Raw genomic sequence first — 23404 nt, forward strand, 5'->3', positions numbered from 1 at the left:
ATATGAAAAATATTATTATTTCATTGATATTTGCAAGTTTGGCATTTGGTGTAGATTTAGAACCTACGAAATCAAAAAGCGTAATGGATATTTATAATGATTTGAAATCAGACTTAAAAGAAGTTGAAGCAGGAAGCGATGATTATAAAATTTTGCTAGGTATGTTGTGTAATATAGAAGCATTTCATAACGAAGCCATAAAAGAAAATTTTGATTTAGAAAAAGATGGAACAAAAGAGTGCAAAAGTAGCATTTTTGAGCCGTCAAAAGTCAAAGGTAGCATTTATTCATTTACTGCGGATTTGGACGCCAAGTATTATAGCGAAGATGGAATTCAAGATGATTTTCCAAGCGAACCGGAGTTAATTGAGACAAATGATTGTCTTTATGGCGATGATTATCATCGATATATGAACGGTTGTATGTTATCTGGTTTGCCACGATATGGATTAAAATTACAGCAAAAAATCAACGGAGATTTTATTTTTAGATTTATCTATTTGCATAATTATAGTCACAATGTTTTGGCTAGTGTAGACGAAAAATTTTTAAAAAAGATTGATGAAAATTCAATCGCTTTTTCTGAAAAATTTCAAGAAAAATATTTAATGCAAAATAGCAAATATGTAGGTGAAAAAATTTCAAAAGAACAGGCAGTGGAATTTTTAAATTTATTAGCAGAAAATGTTGATTTTTTGGAAGATTTTAATTACGCTAGGGGTTATTGGCATTTTGTTCCTAAAATTCAAAATGTCTATGGGGATAAATTTTATATTTCAGATAAAGCGTGTTTAAATTTGAATAAAGAAATCAGCGATGAAGGTGCGGGAACTTCTTATCATTTAAAATTTGAAAACGGAGCGGATTACGATAGTAAAGAGTGTAGCGAAATATTTAAAGATACTCAAATACAAGAATTTTTGACAAGATTAAATGAAACACCAAATCGTTTTATGTTAAAAGTGAATTGGATAGATTCTGATACGATAAATTTAAATTTGGCTGATTATTCAAGTGGCATAGTTTGCGATTTTGGAACAGGCATTCCAAGAGAGCTTCAAAATTTTTATAAACCAGAAGAATATAAAGAACTATTTTCAGATAAATTGATTTTTAGGATATTTGATGACGACGACGATGACAATGATGTAGAAGGCTATTTGGGACAAAATTTCAAAGTTGCTATTTTTTCAAGTGATGAGCTTGGCATACGAAAAGGTAAATACAATACGGGGATTATGTTTGGCGATGAAGAATTAATAGTAAATGTTACAGAAAAAGGGGTAAAGAAATTATTTGAAAAACCAAATGAAAATAAAAAATCTCCAAAAATTCGTTGCCAAATAATAGGACATTAGGATAAATTTATTCTTCTATCGGCAGAGTCTTTGGTAAAACCACTGACTTTGCCGTTTTGCTAAATTGGATTAAATCGGTAGTGGTTTGCACGCTCCACGGGATTTGCGTTAGGGCGTGTTTGAAAATTTCATAGCACGAAACGGCGTCGCTGTAAGCCCTGTGGTGCGTATTTTGCACGCCTAAAAGCTCTTTTAACGCACTTAATCCGTATCTCTGTGACGGAATCGTCCGTCTAGCTAAATCAATCGTGCAAATTCGTAAATTTAGAAGCATTCCAAAGCCCAATTTTTCAAGGCTGTGGCTAATAAATCCGTAATCAAATTTCGCATTGTGCGCTACGAAAACTGCTTCGCCCAAAAACAGCCTAAAACTCTCCAAAACACTTGCTAAATTCGGCGCGCCTGCTACATCTTCAAGCGTAATGCCCGTTAGCTCGGTTATGTTTTGGGGTATCGCTTCGGCTCGGACAAAGGTTTCAAATTCGCCGATTATATCGCCGCCACGCACTTTTAAAGCACCGATTTCGATGATTTGCCCGTCTTTTGTGCCGCCCGTGGTCTCAATATCGACAAAACAAAATGTCTCATCGCAAATGTCCGTTTCACGGCTTTTTAGCGTAATTTTGCCGTTGTCAAGCTTCATCACAGGAAGCCCTAGCGTGTGCCATATAGAAAAATCTTTTGGATCAAAAAGGTTTTTTATATCATCAATTCCGTTTGCAATGCCGATAAAATCGTGATAATTTATGCTTTTTGAAGCGATTAAATTTATCAAATTTTCTATTTTTTGGTTCAAATTTGCTCTTTCGCTCAAATTTTTAACGCTTTTATCGCTTCGGCGTAGTCATTTGATGAAAAAATGTAGTTTCCTGCCACCACGATGTCGGCTCCTGCTTCATCGATTTCAGCGATATTTAAGCCGGTTACGCCACCATCGACTTCGATCATACATTTTGAATTTGTTTTTTCTATCAAATTTCTAAGTTCTGAAATTTTTCGCAAGACTGACGGGATAAATTTTTGCCCCCCAAAGCCCGGATTTACGCTCATTAAAAGCACCATATCGACTTCATTTATAATGTATTCTAGGCTAGAAACGCTTGTGTGCGGATTTAGCACGATGGCTGGACTTACCCCGTTTTTACGAATATAATCAATCAAGCGAAGCGGGTGTTTTTCTTCTTCGATATGAAAGCTTAAAAATTTAGGTTTTAACGGCAAAAAAAGCTCGGCAAAAAAAGTGTTATTTTGCACCATTAAGTGAATATCAAGTGGCTTAGTTGCGACTTTGGCGACTGATTTTACCACAAGCGGTCCGATTGTGAGATTTGGCACAAAATGCCCATCCATAACATCGACATGGATAAGGTCGGCTCCTGCTTCGCAAACTTTTGTAATCTCTTCGTTTAATCTCCCAAAATCAGCCGATAAAATGCTAGGAGCTACATACATAAAATTTCCTTTTTTAAATTTTTTAGGCAATTTTACCTTTACAAGGCATAAAATTCAATAAAATTGAATAAGTTTAAATTTGTAAATTTGAAATTGTAAATAAATTTGTTAATTTAGTTATTTTGAAATTTTCTTTTAAGGGGGAAAGGGGCTGACTTGCGAAGCGCCCCTTTCCCCCTTAACAACCCCCATACCCTGCACGCTTCTATCGTAGCAAATTTAAAAAAGCTTTCGCTTTTTTAAATTTGGTTTTACTGACGGCTTCGCCGTCTTGTCGTGTAATTAAAATTTATGTTTATTACCATTTAAGTAAATTTTGAACTTTTTTTGGCTATAATCTCCGTTTAACTTAAATTCAAAAGGAAAATATCATGGCAAGAAGATGTGCTATCACAGGAAAAGGCGCGCAAGTAGGCAACAGCGTAAGCCACGCAAACAATAGAACAAAAAAGAAATTCCAAGTAAATTTACGCACAATCCGCGTAACTTTGGAAGACGGAACAACAAAAAGAATTAAAGTTGCTGCATCGACTTTAAGAACGATGAAAAAACAATCTAAATAGTGCAAAAAAGAGGAAACTATGTCTTTTGCAGACAAAGTTAAAAAATTCCTCAACTGGTCCGGCTCTACTAAGCCGGACATTGACTTAAATTCAGAAATTTACGACCAATTAAAAGCTTTTAGACTACCTTTAATCCTTATAATCTTAATGATGTTAATCGGAACTTTGGGTTATATTTTTATCGCAGGGTTTTCGTTAGCAGACGCTTTTTATCAAGCAGGTATGACATTTACAACCGTTGGTTTTACCGAAGTCGCTCCGATTTCAAATGCAGGGCGAATTTTTACCATAGTTTTTATTTTAATGGGCTTTGGGACTTTTACATTTTGTCTGGGTGTCGTTGTTGAGGTTATCCAAAAGGGAATACTTTTAAACTTAATTAGGGAGAGAAATATGATAAATAATATCGCAAGGCTAAAAAATCATTTTATCATCTGCTATGACAATATCTATTCTGCTGAGCTTGCAAAAGAATTTAGAGCAAATCATATTCCTTTTGTGGTAATTGATAATAATCCAAATTTGGCGCAAATCGCCGAAGAAAACAACTATCCGTATTTTATCATCGGCGAGCCACACATGGAAAATACGCTTTTAAAAGCTCACCTTTCAAGTGCAAAATGTGTCATAACTCTAAGTCCAAATTTAGCCGATAATATCGCTATAATCTCGGTTGTTAGGCTTTATGAAAAAGAGCTTGGCAGGACGCCGTATTTCATAATGACTAGTGCAGATACGCAAAATGATATAGAAAAACTTAAAAAACTTGGTGCAAATTCGGTCGTATCGCCGTCAAAACTAGCCGCACAACGCCTTTCGGCTGTTAGCGTTCGCCCGGATATGGAAAATATTTTGGAGAGATTTTTGTATCAAAAAGATTCGCCGATTGATATTGAAGAGATCGAAATTCCTGAATATTCGTGGATTCGCTTTAAACGCTTAAAAGAAACAAAACTTAGAGAGATGACAAATGCCGATGTCGTTGGCATTAAAGAGCCAAATAATAAATTTACGCCTATGCCAAACGGGGATTATTTGATTGGGACAGGTGTGAAGTTTTTAGTTATCGGCACGGCTGAGGGCATTATGGCGACAAAAAAACTCATAAACAGCAAGTATAAACCGCAGGAGATGAAATATGTTTGATATAATTTCGCTAAAAGGGGGGCTTGAAAATGTGCAGGGCTTCTTTTTTGACGGCGTAAATTCAGGCTTTAAAAAAGAAGGAAACGATTTAGGATTTATTCGCTCTGACGAGCCTTTTAGCGTGAGTGCGATTTTTACGAGCAATAAATTTGCCGCTGCGCCAATCAAACATTTTAGAAAATATCCAAAAAATTTCAAATCAAATTTTATTTTACTAAATTCAAAAAATGCAAACGCAATGACAGGCGAAAACGGAGTTAGCGACATCGACGAGCTTTTTGCAAATTTGGAAAAAAAGATAAATTTAATCAATCCGATTATGAGTTCAACGGGCGTTATCGGTTATAGACTAAAAAAAGATAAAATCATCGCCGCGTTTGATAAATTCGATTTTAACGCACGAAATTCGCATAATGTAGCCACTGCGATAATGACAACCGATACTTTCAAAAAAGAACTCGCTTTTAGCGTGGAGCTTAAAAACAAAGAGAAATTTTGTATAGCAGGAATTTGCAAAGGAGCAGGTATGATAAACCCGGCTCTTGCTACGATGCTTTGCTATATCGCAACAGATGCTAAAATCCCACAAAGCGATATGGACGAGCTTTTGCGTGAAGCAGTTGAACAAAGCTTTAACTGCGTAAGTGTAGATGGCGATACTAGCACAAACGACACTGTTATGCTGCTTTCAAGCGGCGTTAAAAGTTACGATAAAACGGCATTTAAAACAGCTTTAAATATGATTACAAAAGAGCTTTCTTTGATGTTAGTCAAAGACGGCGAAGGGGCTAATAAAGTCGTTTGCTTTGAAGTAAGCGGTGCAAAAGATGACAATGAAGCAAGAATTGCTGCAAAAGCGTTATCAAATTCGCCGCTTGTTAAAACTGCCATTTTTGGCGAAGATCCAAACTGGGGGCGAATCGCTTCTACAATAGGGGCTAGTGGTGTAGAGTGTGATGAGCTAAAACTAGTTATAAAATACGATGATGTGTTAGTCTATGATAAATTTAATACCGAGCTTACGGCTGAAAGGGAAGAACAAGCACACAAAGTTATGCAAAAAGATAGTTTTAAAATAAGCTGTGATTTGGGCATAGGGCAGGGCAAATTTAGTGCTTACGGGTGCGATTTGAGCTATGATTATGTCAAAATCAACGCAGATTACCGCTCATAACTATCTTTTAAGTGCAAATTGGATAAAATAAGTCAAATTTAATGAAAGGATAAAAAAAATGTTACACGAATACAGAGATTTAATCACTGAACTAAAAGGCAAAGACGCGCACTTTGACGCACTTTTTAAAAGACACGACGAGCTTGATCACAAAGTTGCCGACATAGCAGAAGGCAGACTTCATGTTAGCGATTTTGAATACGATTCGTTAAAAAAAGAAAAATTGCGTGTAAAAGATGAAATTCATGCATATTTAGCAAAATACAGAGCTGAAAATAGCAAATAAATTTACAAATTCTAAAAACAAAAAAAGGCGAAGTGATTTTTTAAATACACTGCGCCTTTTTTAAATTTTTTAAATAATAAAATCAACCTTGAAATTTATCCACATCTAGACTGTGAAGTCTTTGAAGTCCTATTTTTAGGTATTCGTTCATTTTGTCGTTTATGGTTGTCAAATCTTTATAATAAGACTTCGCTTTTTCTAAATCGACTTGGCTCGGTTCAATAAATTTGATTTTTTTGCCAAAAAGTCCGCTACTTACCACAAAAAAAGTATCGTAAATTCTTTGACATTTTGATAAGCCGTCTTGTGCGTAGCTTAAAATACTATTATAGGTTAAAGTTCCAAGCAGATTTAAAAGATTGTTTTCCGGTGATTTTAAAAATTCAATAAATTGTTCAAACGGCACTAAAATTTGATCCAAGTTTTTTGCTCCGTCATCAAAAACTCCTTTTTTAATGCGAAGCATAAGCATATCTTGCGAATTCATAAATTTTTCAACCGTTCGTATCGTCGTATCTTTTGTCAAAGCGGGCCTCCTCTTACGACTGATAAAAGTATCCTTGAATTTTAGCATACTTTTATAAAAATATGCTAAAATTGCGACGAAAAATTTATTTACATAATAAAAATTACAAGGAGTTTTTTATGGTAAGACCGCAGCCTAAAAATGAAGAGATTAAGCTTGATCCAAAAAAGATTATTATCTCCAAAACTGACGATAAAGGCATTATCACATATGCAAATGACTATTTTAGCGAAGTTTGCGGCTATTCAAATGAAGAGTTAATGAATCAGCCACATAATATAGTTCGCCATCCAGATATGCCAAAAATCGCATTTAAGCTGATGTGGGATCGCATAAGCGATGGAAATAATTTTAAAGCAGTTGTGAAAAATTTGGCAAAAGATGGCAGATATTACTGGGTTATTACCGATTTTGAGCCACATTATGACCGTGCAACAGGTAAAATCATAGAGCATACTGCATATCGTATGCCAGCTCCTAGAAAAGCAATCGAAGCAATGGAGCCAATCTATGCAAAACTGCTTGAAATCGAAAAAGAACAAGGTATGGACGCTAGTTTGGTATATTTAAAAGGATTTCTTGAAGCAAATAATATTACTTACGATGAATTTGTGCAAAAACTTTACGAAAGTGCAGGAGTTTGGACTAAAATTTATCAAGCACTGAAAAAAGTTTTTGGTAAAAAAATATTCTAATTATATTTTAATTAAAAAATACGCTCTTAAACAAGAGCGTATTTTAATACATCTTCGATTTTTTCTACCGGGTAAATTTTCATTTCATCTTTTACTTCACTTGGAATTTCGTCCAAATCTCGCTCGAAATTTTTCCTTGGGATTAAAACTTCTTTAATTTTTGCTTTATGCGCTGCAATCAATTTTTCTTTTAAACCGCCTATGGCTAAGACTTTTCCGCTAAGTGTGATTTCGCCGGTCATGGCTAAATTTGCTTTTACTTTTCGTCCGGTTAAAATGGACGCAATTGCCGTTGTCATGGTGATACCCGCACTTGGTCCGTCTTTTGGCGTAGCGCCTTCTGGGACATGCAAATGTATATCAAATTCATTGTAAATTTGCTCTTTTTTATCTTGCGAATTTGCAAATTTGATTTTTTTGTTATCAAGCAAAACCTTTGTTACGCTAAATGCGATTTGGGCTGATTCCTTCATAACATCGCCCAAATGTCCTGTTAGCGTCAAGCTTCCTTTGCCTTTGATTTTTATCGCTTCGATTTTTAGGACATCACCACCGACGCTTGTCCATGCTAAGCCGTTTGCGATACCGATTTCATCGTGTTTTGATACTTCATCGATCTCAAAAACTTTTTTATCTAAAAATTCGCCCAAATTTTTAGTTGTAACCGTAAATTTTATAAATTCCTTTTCTTTTAGAATTTTCACAGCGATTTTACGGAAAATATTTGCGATTTGGCGTCGCAAATTTCGCACTCCACTTTCGCGTGTATATTCTTGTATGATTAGTTGCAAGGCTGATGCGTTTATCGTAGCTTCGCTAGGTTTTAGTCCGTGTTTTTGCAACTCTTGCGGAATCAAATAGTTTTTTGCGATTTGAAATTTCTCTTGTGGCGTATAAGAACTAAGCTCGATAAATTCCATTCTATCGCGCAAAGCAGGGGGGATTGATGAAATATCATTTGCTGTTGCTATAAAAACGATTTTGCTTAAATCGATATTGAAATTCAAATAATAATCTCTAAAATTTGAGTTTTGCTCAGGATCTAAAATTTCAAGCAAAACTGCCGTCGGGTCGCCTTTATACGAAGTTGAAACCTTATCGATTTCATCAAGCACCATAACAGGGTTCATCTGTTTTGCTTCGATTAATCCCTGCACTATGCGTCCTGGCATCGCACCTATGTAGGTTCGTCTGTGTCCCCGAAGTTCATTTACATCTTCCAATCCGCCAAGAGCGATACGGATAAGCTCCCTTTTTAAGGCAACTGCAATCGAATTTGCTAGACTTGTTTTTCCCACGCCCGGTGGTCCATAAAAGCACAAAATCGCACCATTGTTGATTTTTTTATCTATTCCGCGCATTTCAAGCAGTTCTTTTAAAGCAAAATACTCTTCAATGCGTTCTTTTGGCTTTTCAAGCGAATAGTGATCTTTATTTAGCTGTTTGCTAACATCTTCGATAGAAAGTTTTTTAGCTGAAAGCTTTTCAAACGGCACTTCCAAAGCCCAGTCAAGGTAGCTTTGCGAAACTCCCGCGTCAGCAGAATCAGGATGAACTCTTGCAAATTTATCGATTTGTTTTTTTATTTCTTTATAGGCTTCGTCGTTTAAAAATTTCTTTTTTGCTTCGAGTTTATTGCGATATTCTTCGATTTCGACTTCTCTATCGGCGTCTGAACCTAGCTCTTTTTGAATTTGCCTTAACTGCTCTTTTAAAAAATACTCTTTGTTGTTTTTGTCGATTTTAGAATGAACTTTGCTTTTTATCTCTTTTTCTAGGCGATGAGTTTCGATTTCATCGTTAATGTAGTCAATCAGGCTAAAAATTCGTTTATCTAAATCTTTTTCTACAAAAAAAGTGTAAGCAACTTGCTTTTTAAGGCGTAATGCACTGCAAATCAAATCGCAAATTCGCACAGCGTCGCTGCTTTCTTCGATAGTTTTAAGCAAATCATTTGGAAAAAAATGAGTAAGCGTTGATAGTGTTTTTGTTTTTTCTTTTAAAACGCTTAAAAGTGCGTCGATTTGCTGATCGCTTGGTCTTTTTTCGTGTATTATATCAACGGTCGCTATGAGTGGATTTATGCCGATAGGAGCTAGAATTCTACCTTTTGATGCCCCTTGAAATAAAATTTTAATTCTCCCGTCAGGTAGAGAAACTTTTCTTATGATATTTCCGATAACACCGGCATCATAAATTCCGTCAAAGTTTCTTTGTCCCTTAAATTCGGATTTTGAGCTAACTATCATAACCATAGTTTTGTTTGACATAGCATAATCAAGCGCATCTGCGTTTTTATCATCGTTAATAAAAATCGGTGCTATCATAAACGGATATAAAAAAATGTCATCTTCGACTATAATAGGCAAATCAGTCGGAAAATTTTGACTTGTTTTGATTTCCATTTAGGCTCCTACTCGAAAATTTCGCGATACCAAGGAAGTTTAGCACCAATCATATCGGTATCATCTAGACCTGAATTTTCTATTTTTTGAGCATAAATTTCAGCCGAATCGTCCCTACCTGTGCGTTCGTAAAGTTTTTTTATCTCTTTATTTAGTTTATGTTCGGCTAGTTTTAGTTTAACTAGCATAGTATCGGCTAGGGGTCGATACTGCGATCTTGGATATTCAAAAATAAATTTTTGAAGCTCTCTTATGCTATTTTGCATCAGTTTTTGATTGCGATTTGGTTTTGAAAAAGAGTCAAAATTTGCTTTTATTTTTAAAAATTTAGCATATTCGATTTTTTCTTCGGTGCCGTATCGGCGGATATATTCGTCCAAATATAAATTTGCTTGTGTATATTTTTCTTCATCGACATTTGCTTGTGCTAAAATCAGTGTGATTTCTTCTAAAAGTGGTGAAGCGATATGTTCGCTAGAAAACGAAATATAGTGTTTATCGGCTTCTTCTAGGTCGGCATCTTTTATGTCAGCGATGATTTGTGAATACCACGCCTGTGGGCTAAGATTAAAAAGTTCGTCGCTTTTTTTTGTGCTACAACCGCTAATCATCGCCGTAAATGCTAAAACTGCGATAAATTTATAAAATTTACTCATTTTTATTCCTTTAATTTTGATTTTTAAACCAAATATTTTATATGATTTTCGTAAATAAATGACAATTTTAACGCAAATTTGATTAAAACAAGCCAAAAAATGGTAAAATCATAGAAAAATTTAAAGGAAAAAAATGCAAATTTATATACTCGGAAACGGCGCAATGGCAAGTGCTATGGCGATTGGATTAAAAGATAAATTCGAAGTTATCGTCGTAGGACGAAGTGAGAAAAAGCTAGAAAATTTAGCAAATTTAGGTTTTAAAACTGAAATTTATGGCAGTTCGTATGACATAAGCAATAAAAATATAATTTTGGCTTTTAAGCCTTATGCTTTGGGCGATATGGCAAAAATTTTGCATGGTAAAGCTAGAATTTGCATTAGCGTTTTAGCGATGAGTAATTTAGAAAAACTAAGCGTTATAAATAGTGAAAAAACCTGCGTTTGTATGCCAAATATCGCCGCTAAATTTAAAAGCTCTGTTACGCCGTATTTTAGCGAATGTAACGGCAAATTCGATGATGAAATTTATGAAATTTTAAGCACATTTGGAAAAGCCGTAAGAGTAGAAAATGAAAAAGATATGGCGTGTGCCGGGGTGTTAAGTGGCTGTGCGCCTGCGTTTTTGGCTATGGTGGCTGAAAGCTTAGGAAATGGCGGCGTAAAATGTGGATTAAAAAAAGAAATCGCTTCAAATTTGGTAAGCGGAGTTTTTGAAAGTTCGGCAAAACTCTTGGAAAATATGCACCCAAGTTTGCTAAAAGAGAGCGTTTGTTCGCCTGCCGGGACGACCATAGAAGGTGTTTTAGAGCTTGAAAAGCACGGCATTAGGTCGGCTTTTGCTAGTGCCGTTATAAAAAGTTTTGAAAAAAGTGTGAAATAAATTTTTAATTTAAGTTTAATAATAGTATAATTTAGCGAAATAATGGCGTGAAATGAGTTTATGCCGTTTTAAAAAAACAACAAAAGGAGAGCTCATGAAAAATGGTTTTACTTTGATTGAACTTATTTTCACCATAGTTATCCTAGCGATTACGACTATGGCGATACCGCGTATGGTGGCACAAACGGCAGAGCTAAATATACTTGCCATACAGCAAGAGCTAGTTGCAAATGCAAAAACTGTTGTCGTTCAGGTCTCAAAAGCTCCGTGGGATAGCAATGGGTTAAGTCATAATGAACTTCCAAGGATTTATGATATTGCAACGGATGGTGCAGATGTTTTTGTTCCTGGTGGTATTGCTGGTAAGATTGCTGTTGATAATAAAAAAGTAAATGCCGGTGTTGCCCCTACGCCAAAGGCAAATTTTGGTTCCGGTGGTACTGGTTTATTTGCCGATATTGATGATTATGCAGATTTTAATAGAACGATTGTTCCTAGTTCTTTAAGTGCAGGTAATACATCTGGTGATTTTATATTAAACACAAAAGTAACAGTTGCAGTTAATTATCTTAGAGAACCCAATGTTAATTTTGTAAATGCTGCTGTTATCAATGGTGTAAATTTGGATTTTGATGCAGTAAACATAGTTAATACTCCTACAAATATAAAACTTATTGAGATTACGGCCAATGAAACTAATTTAAATAAAAATGTTATATTGAGATATTATGCGTTCAATATAGGCACATCTATGCCTACCGTGAGATAAGGATTATAATATGAATAAAAATGGTTTTACACTTTTAGAGTTAATTTTCGTCATAGTTGTATTTGGTATTATATCTATGTTTGGGGCTGATTTATATACTAAAATTTACAGCTCTTACGCTCACACTAGGGCAGTTAATCAGCTTGAAGCAAGAACGATGAATGCCATTACTATCATATCGTCACGATTAGAAGACCGTATTAAAGGAACTGTTATAGCTAGACAATCAGGCGTTAATACTTTTGTCGATATTCGTTCTGCTACTCAAAATCACGACATAATAGAATGGATAGGTCAGAGTGTCGAGAGCAAAAATTTAGTGATGCCAACAGGTGGCGACCCAGCAGATAGCGTAGGTTGGAGTGGATTTGCAGATATCGATGCTGTTGCTTTGCCGATACCGGCGAATTTTGATCTTACATCGCAAGGAAGTCATTTTAATAATATGATGACAGTTATTCAAAATCTTAGAAATGATGCTGTTGATGCCACTTTTGGCATAGTTTTCAAAAGTAGAGTTGCGATAGATGATGTACAGTTGGCATATGGATACAATGCAGCTAATAGTAACAATTATGTAGGGGTAGCAACAGTAACTGCTGATGAAACTATGAATATTAATTATCCAATTAGAAATCCAGCCGTAACAAGTAATCCAGGTATTTCAGACCAATACTATTTAGCGCACTCTGCTTATGCCATTGTGCCTACAAATTTGAGTGAACCTTACAATGGACCTAGCGGAAACCAAGTGGCACAGTGGAATTTTGACTTAGCGTTGCATTATAATTACGAACCATGGAATAGCGAAGCATATAATGGTGCCAATACGCCTACTGCCATTATGGTAAGAGATGTTAGCTTGTTTAGGTTTAGAAATGATGATGGTGCGATAGCTTTAAAATTGTGTCTAAGAGATGCCGGTAGAAACTTTAACCCGGAAGAACTAGACCTTATAGTATGTAAATCACAGGTGGTGTATTGATGAAAAAGAGAGGATTTGCCTTAGTAGCAGCGATATTTTTTATAATTATAGTCGCAACGATAGCTGTTACTACACTATCTACTGCGACTATGACGGGAAGAGATACTGTAAATTTGCACGCCAAAGAACAAGCATTTCTTTTAGCCCAAAGTGCGACAGAATTTGCTATTATGGCTATGCAGACACATCATTATCCGGATATAATAGTTGGTGGTGTTGCTGGCGCAAACTGCTTAGAAAGGATAACTTTGGCTTATCCTAACACAGCTACACCACTGTATAACATAACGGTTGATTTATATTATCTAAATGCTAATTTGGGTTGCACTGCTAATCGCATAATAGGCACAACAAATTTAACTAATATTGTAAATTCTAGTGGTCGTCACATGGCATTAGTCGATGTAACCGTAGCATCTACCGCCGCCTTAGGTGGTATCCCTATAAGATACAATCGTAGAACTTTACAAAAACCATAATTATGAAAGGAAAAATATGAACATAAGTATAGTTGGAAAGCAATTTGAACTAACCGATTCTATCAAAAACTATATCGAAGAGGCTTTCGAGAATTTAAAAAAATACAATCTCGATTTAATCGCCGGTAGATGCGTGGTATCTGCTGATGAAAAGCAAGGCAGAAAGGGATTTGTAGTTGATTTTTCGCTAAATTTGGCTAAAAAAGATACGATTGTCATCAAACACAAAGATAAAGATTTATACGCTGCGATAGACAGCATAGTAGATCGTGCGTCAAAAGTTTTGCGTAGATACCATGATAAAATGACTACGCACAAAAACAAAGATGACAAAAAACAAAATGCACTTGATGATATTTTAGAGAGCGATTCGCCGAATTTAAACAGCATAGATGAGATAGTTCCTACCGAGCTTGATATTTATAAGCCACTTGAAATCGATGAAGCTTTGGCGAAGTTAAAAGAAAGCACGGATCAGTTCTTGGTCTTTAACGATATGGACGCTAAAATGCGCGTTTTATATAAACGAAAAGACGGAAAATTTGGTCTATTTTAGTTTTTTGTTTTTAAATTTAGTGTTTTAAATTTAGTTTTTATTTTGATTTTGGCGAGTTGGAAATTCCTTAACTCGCCTTTTTTCTTTTTTATTGTTATTTCCAAATTTGTATTTTTTTTCTTACTTTGTTTTGTTTTTCTTACAACCACTTCGTGTCTGGTGATGACAGTGGAAAGGTTTGCGATTTGCGTATCTATTGTCATTGCGAGAGCCGACAGGCTCGAAGCAATCGCCAAAGTTAAAATAACGAAAACAAGCGAAGCGTTTTTTCGCAAAGCGAAAAATGTTTCCTTGAAAATGTAAATTTGCAGAATTTAAAGAATTTAAAAAATTCAAAATCAAACAAATTTTATAAATTTTTGATAAAAACCGAATTTATAAATTCAACCATTGGCGATTGCTTCGTCGCTTCGCTTCTCGCAATGACAATGGATAGACAATTGCTTCGTTTTGCTTTGCAAAAACTCGCAATGACAATGGAAGCGATTTTCTTTCTACTTCGTCATTCTGAGCCGATAGGCGAATAATCTCAAATTTTCAAAATAAAAATTTAAACGGAGATTCTTCGCTACGCTCAGAATGACAGTGGAAGCGAATTCGCAAATTTTATTTCCATTGTCATTGCGAGAGCCGATAGGCTCGAAGCAATCGCCAGTGTTAAAATGACAAAAATGCAAATTTGCAGAATTTAAAAAATTCAAAAACAACCAAATTTTATAAATTTTTCCAAAAACCGAATTTATAAATTCAACCATTGGCGATTGCTTCGTCGCTTCGCTTCTCGCAATGACAATGGATAGATAATTGCTTCGTTTTTGCTTTGCAAAAACTCGCAATAACAGTGGAAGCGAATTTGCAAAAAAAAGTAAATTTTTACCATTAACTTAAAAAATAGAATTTTTCATAAATTTTTTGTTAAATTTAGCTACTTTTTTGAGTGCGATTTAGAATTTCATGCATAAAAAATTTTTAAATTCAGTTTTATATAAGTTCCAAAAATTGGTATTTTTAACGCAAATTTGCAAATTTTTTGAATTCTGCGAAAATTTCTTTTTAATTTTCATTTAAATTTATAAATTCTTTAAGGAATTTAGTAATAAAATAGATAAAATTTGTATAATCATAACCTGACGGAGGTCGTATTATGAAAGGGAAAGATTTATTTTGCAGAGCTTTTTCTGCCATTGTGGTTTTATTTGGGGTTGCGACATATAGTTTCGCAGCTGGAGCTTGTGATTATACAGAGTATGATTGTCTTGATCTTAGTGTTTATGACGATTCACACCCTGCTGTAAAACCGATAGATCCTACTAGTGAAAACAATAAACCAAGAGATAATGAAATTCCAAACAACGGAATGATTCCTAAAAGTCTTGGGGATATATTTGATAATAAAAAGCAACTAATCAATTTCAGCAAAATTGATGTTTTAGATATAGAAAATCAACAAAAGAGCCTTGATGTTAGATTTGGTGGGAGAGGGACTTATGTATTTGGTGATATAGTAACAGCAGGAAACCCTGTTATTGAGTCTATGAATAAAGGTAATAGTGGTACGCTTGGTGATAATGCAAATAAAGGTTGGATTGGTGATTTTATCCGCGATGGTGGCATAAGTGGAGCTTTGAATAGCTCAGCAGATACAATCAATCTTCCAAAGGGTGTAACAAAAGATGATATAATTTTTGCCAGGCTGTATTGGTATGGTTTTTTATATACTAACGAGGGATTGAAAAATTCTTGGGATAGTAATGATATTCTTGAAATACCAGAAATAGCTGGTTATCAAGATGTAAAATTAAAGTTAAAAGATAATACCTATAATATTCATAGAAATATTTGTCAAGGACTATTTGCCTATAACTCGGAGAGAAATTTAAATGGCATTACTCATGCTTCAACAAATCAAAAAAGATACAATCTACAATACACTTGTTCTACTGATATTATAGATAAGATAAAATTAAATTTTAACGACTATGAAGAAGAAATAAAAATAGCAGTTGGGGATATAAAAACTACCGAAAAGAGTGCAAGATATGGCACTATAAATGCCAATCGTATATATGCAAGTAACCAAATTTATAGGATTGCTGATGCAACACAAAAAGGAAAGAAGACTGGAAATAAAGCCGCAGGATTTATGGACACCCAAGCTCCACTTTTGCCGTTCGGGGGTTGGTATGTAGTTTTAGTTTATGATAAATCTATGAAGTCACAGGCTGAGTTAATGGGACTTGATTTTCCTAAAAAAGATGTAAATAATGCTGATATACCAGATAATGTAAAATATGCCAAAGCAAGAAGCATTGGTATAAAAGGTGATGTTAAAGAATACATAGAGAATGTATTTAAGCCAAAAAATGTTACTTTGTATGATGGGTATTTATCGTTAGAACCACCTAGCAGCGGTGCAACAAGTATTATTGCTGATTTTGATATAAAAGGTTTTGTTACTCCTAAAAAAGGTAAAGTTCAAGGCAAGTTGGTAGTGGGTGGTTTTGGTTCTAACTATGGTATAACTCCAAATAAACAAGAAGGTATTTTTGTATCAAAAGATAGAACAGATATAGATAAGAATAGATTAGAATTAGTAGCACCTTATCATACAAACGATAAAAAAAATAGAGACACTTTCTTTAATGGTTCAAAATCTTATCTAACAGTAGATAATGACGGAAATTATGTATATAATGGTGGCAAAAAAGAATATTATCAAGGCTATGACTTAGATGAATTTGATATTTCAAATAGACTAGAACACAACCAATCTACTCTAGCAGTAAGACTTGGTGAAGTTGTTTTGCCGGGTCTAAATGGAAGTAACCGTGTTAATATTCCGTTTATGGGTGTTTCAATCGATCTTTATGTTCCAAAACTATGTTACGAACAAAAAATGTATGATACAAAAGGCTGGCTTGGCTTTTATAATCTAGACGGAACTCCTAAAACAGGCGTTGCAGAGCCAGAAGATGTAAAGGTAGTAACTGGAGAGAGATTATACTACCGAACAGAAATCAGAAACAAAGACGAACTCAGTGGAGATGATGCAACTAAGGTATGGGTCAAAGTAAATACAGGTAGAAGCAATAGCTATACAGCAAATTCATCAGGTATAGATAATAGACTTACACTAAAAGGCTTAGACGGTATAAATGATGCCGAATTTGTATATCTACAAGATGATACTCAGGGTGTTTTTGCTACACAGGCTGATAGGGCAAGTGGTAAAAATAAAGATGTAGGTGTAGATAAAATTTACAAGGGCAAAAAGTTTAACACTTTTAAAGAGGGTGAGTTAAAATTCTATGTAGGTAAAAACGCAGGAATAGTAGGAAGTAGTGGTGAGCCAGAAGGTGGTGATTTAGAAAAAGGCGAATCTGCATATTTAGAATTTAACGCGACAATAAATAATACATTCGTTTATACGCCTATTAAATATACGGTCGGTTATGCTATGGACCTTGGAGATCTAGTAGTGCAAGGACCAACGAGCATTATGGAGCGTTGTGTGCCAAAAGATGATAATGTAACAATCTCGCTTTTAAACGGACTTAAAGTAGTAAATCAAAATTTTAAAGATTACGGTGATACTGCTACCGATAAAAACAAAACCTTATCGCAAGATGATAGGCTATTTACGCAGGTTGCCGAACTTCCGTTTAATGTAAATGTTATTTTTAAACCGGATATAAATGATGTATTTAAAAGATACTGTGTCGAAAAAAATAGCAAAGGCGAGTGCTATTATCACTCAGATAAATTTGATATATGCGAGAACTATTCTGGAATTTTTGTAAAAACAACTGACGGCAAGTGCAAAGCAAAATATTATAAAAAACTACCTGATGGAACATGGGGGATTAAATATTTAGTAGAAGGCAAAGAAAAATTTGACGGCACACTTCAAGATTTTCCGTTACCGGGTAAGTTATATCTTTCTGCCATTAGAACTGGAAGTGGTTGTAAATATATAGATGATAAATATAAGCTTCCATTTAGAGTCGATGGCACACGATATATGAACTATGATACAGAATTTATGGATTATCAAGCAAGTGAAAAAGAAAAGGTTATGCCTATTAAAAAAGTAGAGTTAGAAGATGCTTTTGACGGTGTAACATTTATGTTTAGTTATTTTCCAAGAGGTTTAACTTCTCCTGATACAAATACCACTTTGTATGCAGGGGATTGGAATAAAACTAATGCTGTCGGAGAGTATAATAGAGATACAGGCGAATGGAGCGATGTGGAATTTGATCCAGCAGATGAAAATGCTACGCAAAGACATTATGTTTTATTACAAACTGAAATGTTGTATAAGAAGTATGTTACAGGATATAGTCTATCGCTTTCAAAAGATGATAAAAGAGAGCTTATCGAAAAATTCTTTGAAAAAGACAAAGCAACGGGAGAATTTATCAATGCAGATAAGATTAAAAAATTTGATGAAGAATTAGAAGCGATAAAAAATGAAATCAACGAAGCTAATACTTTCTTTGGAACGGAGATGTCGCCTGACGGGTCGTTCCATATTTGCGATAGCGATAGCTTTGTCGTGCGGCCGGCGTATTTTACGGTAGATATGGATTCTGCTGATAAATATGTCAAGCTTATAGATATGAACAAAACTGATTTAAAAGATGATTTAACCGACGGAAGCCTTACTAAACACGAGGGAAATTATCGTGTAGGTGGAGATTATGGCGAAAATATCGATGTTTTAAGTAAAATGCTTTATGCTTCGAGTAATAAAGGAAACCCTGTTCCTAACTACTATGCCGTTATCGGTGGGGATTTGGGAAGTTTTAGATTTCGCCAAAGAAAAAGTTATGATTTAAATTCTTTAAGCATAAAAGGTATGGAAGATAATGCAACTCTTGTTGAAACTGCATATAGGGAAGTTAAGACATATTTGAAACCTTTTATATCAAATCAATGTTATAGCGGCATACAAAATCAGGCTTTTTATATAGAAAGGGACTTGAAAAAACGAAAAGATGATAGTGTTTATAGCACATTAGGAACTTGTGCAAATACGCCTACTCCTTATAATGGATTTAAATTCGAAAATGGCGGATATGTAGTAGATAAAACTGACGATATAACACAAGATGGCAACAGAACCCAACGAGAACTATTTGGAAAGTATGTGGAAAGTTGTAAGATAGGTAGTAAAGTTTTTGATGTGGAATATAGAAAAATTTGGGATAAAAATGCCATTAGTTTGAGTGCTGATTTTGGTCTTAAAAAGATAGATATACTAGAAGACGGCTATGCTCAATTAAATAGATTTTCTCCAAATGAGTTAATAGCACAAGGTCTTTTAGAGCCAAAAGATAAAGAAAAGGTTCCGGCAGCTCTTTATACAGCTATGTTGGTTAAAGACCTTGACGCTCCACCTTTGGGTGCCATTTTTAACTACTACAATGTAGGTGATGTTTTAGTGAGTATTTATGATAACTCATGGACAGATAACCGCGGCGATCAAACTTTCGATGAACGAAAAGGACCGGATGGCAAATACTGGGGCAGCACTTGCGTTATCAACTCAACCAGCAACAAACCTGATGAATTTGGTAAAGTAGGTTGCGATGTAGGTATGGAAAAAGATCAATATATCGTCCTTAGATATTTGCCTGAGAAAATAGAAGTCGCGATAGCAGGACTTAATAACTCTCAAAGAAATATCGGTTCTGATGAAAATGGAACTATATTTGGTAGCGAAAATATCAAAGGTGGTTTTGCTTTTACATATTTTAACCAACCGGATGTCGCTGACTCTGCATATGGTCTTAAAAATCAAGCTCTTTTGAATGCAGGTCAGTTGCAAAATTTAGCTCCACTAAACATAAGTGCCGATGCGTATATTTCAGGTAAAGTTTATAAAAATGTCATTGCTACACTTTATGACGGTAGAAAAGTAGATGTCGATGGAACAGCAGTAGCAAGGTGTGGTTTTGCAAATGAATTTAATTTAAATGTAGGCTTTAATTTTGATTGTAGCAATGCTACTTTCAGTGGCGATTTAAGATGTGCTGATCGTAATGTAACGACGCTAAATGCTGAAAAAATATCCGCGTATAGCTATGAGCCATTTAGGCATAAGTTAGGAGAAGGAAATTATTCTATTCCTATTCCCGATACTACGCAGATGATTACAGAAGATGCTTGTAGAGATAACAGTTTTGGTTTTGATAGTAGATGTTTTAAGATAAACACTAGAGATGTTAATTCTGAATATTTCAAAAATCAAAGACCTTTGCCACTTAGATATGCTATGAATATTTATTCAGACATTAGTGGTGATAGCGGTGTGATAAATTTGGAGGATAGTTCATCAGGGCTTTATAATCCAAAAGCAGATATTTTCAAAATTTTAGCAACTGCATTTAACCAAGGCAGAACTGTTACTCATAGTGCGCCTGGTAGTGGTGCTAGCTTGGCTAGGGTATATGTGAATTTTGACAGAATGCAAAAAAAACCACATAGACCGGTTTTGATACAAAATACAGACTTTGATATTACAAATGTTTCTGATTTAAATAAAACTATAACACCAGCTAGCTTTAATGCAAACTATGAATTATTAAAGAGTGAAAATGCCGAAACTCACTCAGAAGACATTAGCATAGCTACTATGTCTCATGACGAGTATAGAAATAAAATCATTACTGAGCATGGCTTAGATACTTATAATGCCATAGGAAAGAGTGCATATTTTGTCTATGGTAAAGTAAATGAAATTTCAGACGGTGGAACAGCCAAAAGTAGGTCAATAAATACTCCTATACCTGTTGATATACGAAGTATGATTTATTGCGGTCAAAGAGACGGTTGTACAAACTTGCCATCTGGTGTGGCTACTTTGTTTAATGGTATAAAAGCAGACGAAGATGATATAAGAGCAAACAATGGGTTTATCACAAATGATTACGATGTTTATAATGCAGCTAACATAGCTAATGGATTTGCAAGAGAGTATAAACTAGATAAACCTAGAATAACCGGCACAAGAGCAAATATGACAGTAGTTGGAGTAGAAGCTACTAGTTATCTTTCTGCTGAAGCCACAAGTAGCATAGTTAGAGTTATAACTCATCCATGGTTTATATATTCACCAAAGGATGCAGATACAGGTAGCGAAACCGATAAAATATATATAGACAGTATTAACGGCTATGGAGTGGGAGTGCCACAACCATATAACCAGTTTAAAATTGTGTTTAGGCTGCAAGGTACTTGGGGTGGCCATGGAGGAAGAAAGTCTGATGGAGATATTGTAGGTAATTTTATAATTTCAGAACAGGATTTGAATTCTACTGCGATATCTGATAAAGAAACTGATATAAAAGGATACGGTAGTGGTCGTATGGACTGGTAAATTTATATTTGCTCGTTTTAGCTGTTAAATTTATCAACAAATTTTAAGCCTATCCGAGAAATCGGGTAGGCTTTTTTATTGTTTAAATTTTTTTTGTATGAATAATTTTTGTTGTAAATTTATCTCTATCATCAGTGTGAGAAATCGTTAAATTTGTTTTCATTGTTATTTATAAGAAGCAATTTTGTTGTTATTTTTTTTATGTTTCAATTGCTATCGTAAGAACCAAGGCAAATTGTTAGAATTTCTATTGTCATTGCGAGTGAGTGAAACGAACGAAGCAATCGCCAGAGCTGAAACAACCAAAATATAAATTTGTAAAATTCAAAAATCCAAAAAACATCAAATTTTATAAATTTTCCAAAAAACCGAATTTTAAATTTAACCATTGGCGATTGTTTCGAATTTCAAGGAAACATCGGCTATGCCGAACGCTTCGCTTGTTTTACTACGCAAATTCTCGCAATGACAAATTAAACAAATTTGCAAATCATCGCAATGACAACGGAACGAAATTTGCAAAAAAACTAGCAATGGCAATGGAAATAGTATTGAAATTTACGGATTGCCACGGTGGCGTCTGGTTGTTTCACAATGACAAATATTTGAATAATAAAAAAACCAGCGTTTTGCGAAGTGGCAAAAGGCTGGTTTGGGTTTGAAATTTGTTGAAATTTAAACTTATTTTGAGTTTAAATTTTATAGATTTTCAAAAGGGTTTGTAACTACATCTTTTCTATCAACGATGTAAGGGATAAGTGCTGCTTGGCGCGCTCTTTTGATAGCTTTTTCTACCATTTCTTGGTATTTTTTGCTAGTGCCTGTTAAGCGGCGTGGCATGATTTTAAATCTTTCACTTAGACAATTTTTCAAAAGTGCAGTGTCCTTGTAATCGATAAACTCTATTTTAGCTTCTGTAAATTTGCAGTATTTTCTTGAATATTTTCTTTTATCTGCCATAGTTTTTTCCTTTTAAATTTAAAATGGTATAGTCTCATCGCCGTCGTATTTGTCGGCATCGACATCTACTTCTGGGATATTTTCACTATAATCTGCTTCTTTTGGCTTAGCATAATTCTCATTTGGTTTTTGGCTTTGCGAATTTGCATTGCCGTATGAGCCGTAGCTATTTTGCGAATTTTGATTTCCGTAGGAATTGTAGCTGTTTTGGTTGTAGCTATTTGCATAGCCATTTTGATTGTAACCGCCGCCATTTCCGTAAGAATTTCCGCCGCCATTGTAGCCGTTTGAGCCATAGTTAGAATTTGGATTATTTTGATAATTTCCGCCTTGTTGTGAAGGAGAATTTAGCATTTCCATATTTTCTACGCTAATGCTATGTTTTGATCTGTTTTGTCCGTTTTGATCTTGCCATTGATCAAATTTTAATCTACCTTCAATAAGAACTTTTGAACCTTTGTGCAAATATTGATTTGCTACTTCTGCGGTTCTGCCAAAAAAATCAATGTCAATAAAGCATGTTTCTTCTTTTCTCTCGCCGTTTGCACCGCTATATTTTCTAGTAACGGCGATACCGCACTTGCCGATAGCTGTGCCACTTTGCAAATATCTTAACTCAATGTCTCTTGTTAAATTTCCTACCAAAACTACTTTATTAAACATTTTTTAGCCTTTTATTCTTGATTTTCTTCCTTAGCTTCTGTATTTTCTACTTCTGCAACTTTTTCTACTTTTTCAGCTTTTTCGCGTGGTTCTCGTGGCTCTCTTGGTTTTCTAGCAGGAGAAAGTTTCATGCCTTTGCTTAGTTTTTCCCAAGCACCAATCTCTTTTTTGTTTTCGTATTTAACTGTTAAAAATCTTATAATATCTTCGTTATATCGTAGATTTCTAACAAGTTCAGCGATTAAATTTGGCTCAGCTTTGAAATAGATTACAAAATAAACGCCTCTTTCGTATTTGTCGATTTTGTAAGCTAGTTTTCTAGCACCCATTTCAATAACAGAAGCGATTTCGCCGCCGTTTTTAGTAATGATTTCTTTAACGAAATCAACTTTTGTTTTGATTTCATCTTCTGTAAGCGTAGGCTTAACGATGAATAAAACCTCGTAATGTCTCATATAGTCTCC

At 34.7% G+C, this 23404-nt stretch carries 22 protein-coding genes; 13 read left to right on the top strand and 9 right to left on the bottom strand.

The genetic code is table 11. The features are described from left to right. The first annotated feature begins 2 nt into the window (after positions 1-2). Complete coding sequence (locus PF026_RS02270) at positions 3-1358, top strand: hypothetical protein (protein ID WP_270863398.1); 1356 nt, start codon at positions 3-5, stop codon at positions 1356-1358. Between the two features lie 7 nt (positions 1359-1365). Here PF026_RS02270 and PF026_RS02275 read toward each other — a convergent pair whose 3' ends face one another. Together PF026_RS02275 and rpe are read right to left on the bottom strand one after the other, a co-directional pair. Beyond that, positions 1366-2154, bottom strand: coding sequence for a 3'-5' exonuclease (locus tag PF026_RS02275; RefSeq protein WP_270863399.1), 789 nt, complete (start codon positions 2152-2154; stop codon positions 1366-1368). A 14-nt stretch (positions 2155-2168) separates the two neighbouring features. Beyond that, on the bottom strand, positions 2169-2810 hold the full coding sequence (gene rpe, locus PF026_RS02280; protein WP_270863400.1) for a ribulose-phosphate 3-epimerase: 642 nt from the start codon (positions 2808-2810) through the stop codon (positions 2169-2171). 371 nt (positions 2811-3181) lie between these two features. On the opposite strand from rpe, the gene rpmB reads away from it, so the two are divergent. The 4 genes from rpmB to PF026_RS02300 are packed head-to-tail and all read left to right on the top strand — an operon-like array spanning position 3182 to position 5979. After that, complete coding sequence (rpmB, locus tag PF026_RS02285) at positions 3182-3373, top strand: 50S ribosomal protein L28 (protein ID WP_270860337.1); 192 nt, start codon at positions 3182-3184, stop codon at positions 3371-3373. Between the two features lie 18 nt (positions 3374-3391). After that, positions 3392-4519 carry a potassium channel family protein gene (locus tag PF026_RS02290; RefSeq protein ID WP_270863401.1) on the top strand — a complete coding sequence of 376 codons (1128 nt, stop codon included), beginning with the start codon at positions 3392-3394 and terminating at the stop codon, positions 4517-4519. Then, complete coding sequence (gene argJ / locus PF026_RS02295) at positions 4512-5693, top strand: bifunctional glutamate N-acetyltransferase/amino-acid acetyltransferase ArgJ (protein ID WP_270863402.1); 1182 nt, start codon at positions 4512-4514, stop codon at positions 5691-5693. Before PF026_RS02290 ends, argJ begins: the two co-directional genes overlap by 8 nt. A gap of 58 nt (positions 5694-5751) precedes the next feature. Beyond that, on the top strand, positions 5752-5979 hold the full coding sequence (locus PF026_RS02300; protein WP_270860334.1) for a YdcH family protein: 228 nt from the start codon (positions 5752-5754) through the stop codon (positions 5977-5979). 82 nt (positions 5980-6061) lie between these two features. Here PF026_RS02300 and PF026_RS02305 read toward each other — a convergent pair whose 3' ends face one another. Next, positions 6062-6505 (bottom strand): hypothetical protein, encoded by a 444-nt coding sequence (locus tag PF026_RS02305; protein WP_270860333.1) that lies wholly within the window; start codon positions 6503-6505, stop codon positions 6062-6064. A 119-nt stretch (positions 6506-6624) separates the two neighbouring features. Between PF026_RS02305 and PF026_RS02310 the strand changes: the two genes are divergently transcribed. Next, positions 6625-7200 carry a PAS domain-containing protein gene (locus PF026_RS02310; protein WP_270860332.1) on the top strand — a complete coding sequence of 192 codons (576 nt, stop codon included), beginning with the start codon at positions 6625-6627 and terminating at the stop codon, positions 7198-7200. A gap of 26 nt (positions 7201-7226) precedes the next feature. Here PF026_RS02310 and lon read toward each other — a convergent pair whose 3' ends face one another. Continuing rightward, positions 7227-9605, bottom strand: coding sequence for an endopeptidase La (lon, locus tag PF026_RS02315; RefSeq protein WP_270863403.1), 2379 nt, complete (start codon positions 9603-9605; stop codon positions 7227-7229). 8 nt (positions 9606-9613) lie between these two features. After that, entirely contained in the window at positions 9614-10261 is a 648-nt protein-coding gene (locus PF026_RS02320) for an outer membrane protein assembly factor BamD (protein WP_270863404.1), read from the bottom strand. 133 nt (positions 10262-10394) lie between these two features. Between PF026_RS02320 and PF026_RS02325 the strand changes: the two genes are divergently transcribed. The 5 genes from PF026_RS02325 to hpf all read left to right on the top strand — a co-directional run bounded on the left by PF026_RS02325 (position 10395) and on the right by hpf (position 13933). After that, on the top strand, positions 10395-11144 hold the full coding sequence (locus PF026_RS02325) for a pyrroline-5-carboxylate reductase (protein ID WP_270863405.1): 750 nt from the start codon (positions 10395-10397) through the stop codon (positions 11142-11144). Positions 11145-11238: 94 nt separating this feature from the next. Further along, entirely contained in the window at positions 11239-11913 is a 675-nt protein-coding gene (locus PF026_RS02330) for a pilus assembly FimT family protein (protein ID WP_270863406.1), read from the top strand. A 10-nt stretch (positions 11914-11923) separates the two neighbouring features. Beyond that, positions 11924-12898: a type II secretion system protein gene (locus tag PF026_RS02335; protein ID WP_270863407.1), complete on the top strand. Its 975-nt coding sequence runs from the start codon at positions 11924-11926 to the stop codon at positions 12896-12898. Then, entirely contained in the window at positions 12898-13377 is a 480-nt protein-coding gene (locus PF026_RS02340; RefSeq protein WP_270863408.1) for a hypothetical protein, read from the top strand. Before PF026_RS02335 ends, PF026_RS02340 begins: the two co-directional genes overlap by 1 nt. 16 nt (positions 13378-13393) lie before the next feature. After that, the gene (hpf, locus tag PF026_RS02345; protein ID WP_270863409.1) at positions 13394-13933 is read left to right on the top strand and encodes a ribosome hibernation-promoting factor, HPF/YfiA family; all 540 of its coding nucleotides are present in this window, start codon (positions 13394-13396) and stop codon (positions 13931-13933) included. Here hpf and PF026_RS02350 read toward each other — a convergent pair. Beyond that, entirely contained in the window at positions 13930-14208 is a 279-nt protein-coding gene (locus PF026_RS02350) for a hypothetical protein (protein WP_270863410.1), read from the bottom strand. The two genes, hpf and PF026_RS02350, sit on opposite strands and share 4 nt — an antisense overlap. 1868 nt (positions 14209-16076) lie before the next feature. On the opposite strand from PF026_RS02350, the gene PF026_RS02355 reads away from it, so the two are divergent. Both PF026_RS02355 and PF026_RS02360 read left to right on the top strand, forming a co-directional pair. Next, on the top strand, positions 16077-21317 hold the full coding sequence (locus tag PF026_RS02355; protein WP_270863411.1) for a hypothetical protein: 5241 nt from the start codon (positions 16077-16079) through the stop codon (positions 21315-21317). Between the two features lie 440 nt (positions 21318-21757). Then, complete coding sequence (locus tag PF026_RS02360) at positions 21758-21979, top strand: hypothetical protein (protein ID WP_270863412.1); 222 nt, start codon at positions 21758-21760, stop codon at positions 21977-21979. Between the two features lie 37 nt (positions 21980-22016). Here the strand turns inward: PF026_RS02360 and rpsR are convergent, their stop codons facing one another. From rpsR to rpsF, 3 genes are read right to left on the bottom strand one after another with little or no spacing between them, the layout of a single operon-like run. Beyond that, positions 22017-22277, bottom strand: coding sequence for a 30S ribosomal protein S18 (rpsR, locus tag PF026_RS02365; protein WP_270863413.1), 261 nt, complete (start codon positions 22275-22277; stop codon positions 22017-22019). 18 nt (positions 22278-22295) lie between these two features. Then, entirely contained in the window at positions 22296-22940 is a 645-nt protein-coding gene (locus tag PF026_RS02370) for a single-stranded DNA-binding protein (protein WP_270863414.1), read from the bottom strand. A gap of 11 nt (positions 22941-22951) precedes the next feature. Next, positions 22952-23395: a 30S ribosomal protein S6 gene (gene rpsF, locus PF026_RS02375; protein ID WP_270860321.1), complete on the bottom strand. Its 444-nt coding sequence runs from the start codon at positions 23393-23395 to the stop codon at positions 22952-22954. Between the last annotated feature and the right edge of the window lie 9 nt (positions 23396-23404).

Origin of the sequence: Campylobacter sp. CS_NA3, from assembly GCF_027797495.1 — a bacterium.
Taxonomy (GTDB): Bacteria; Campylobacterota; Campylobacteria; order Campylobacterales; family Campylobacteraceae; genus Campylobacter_B.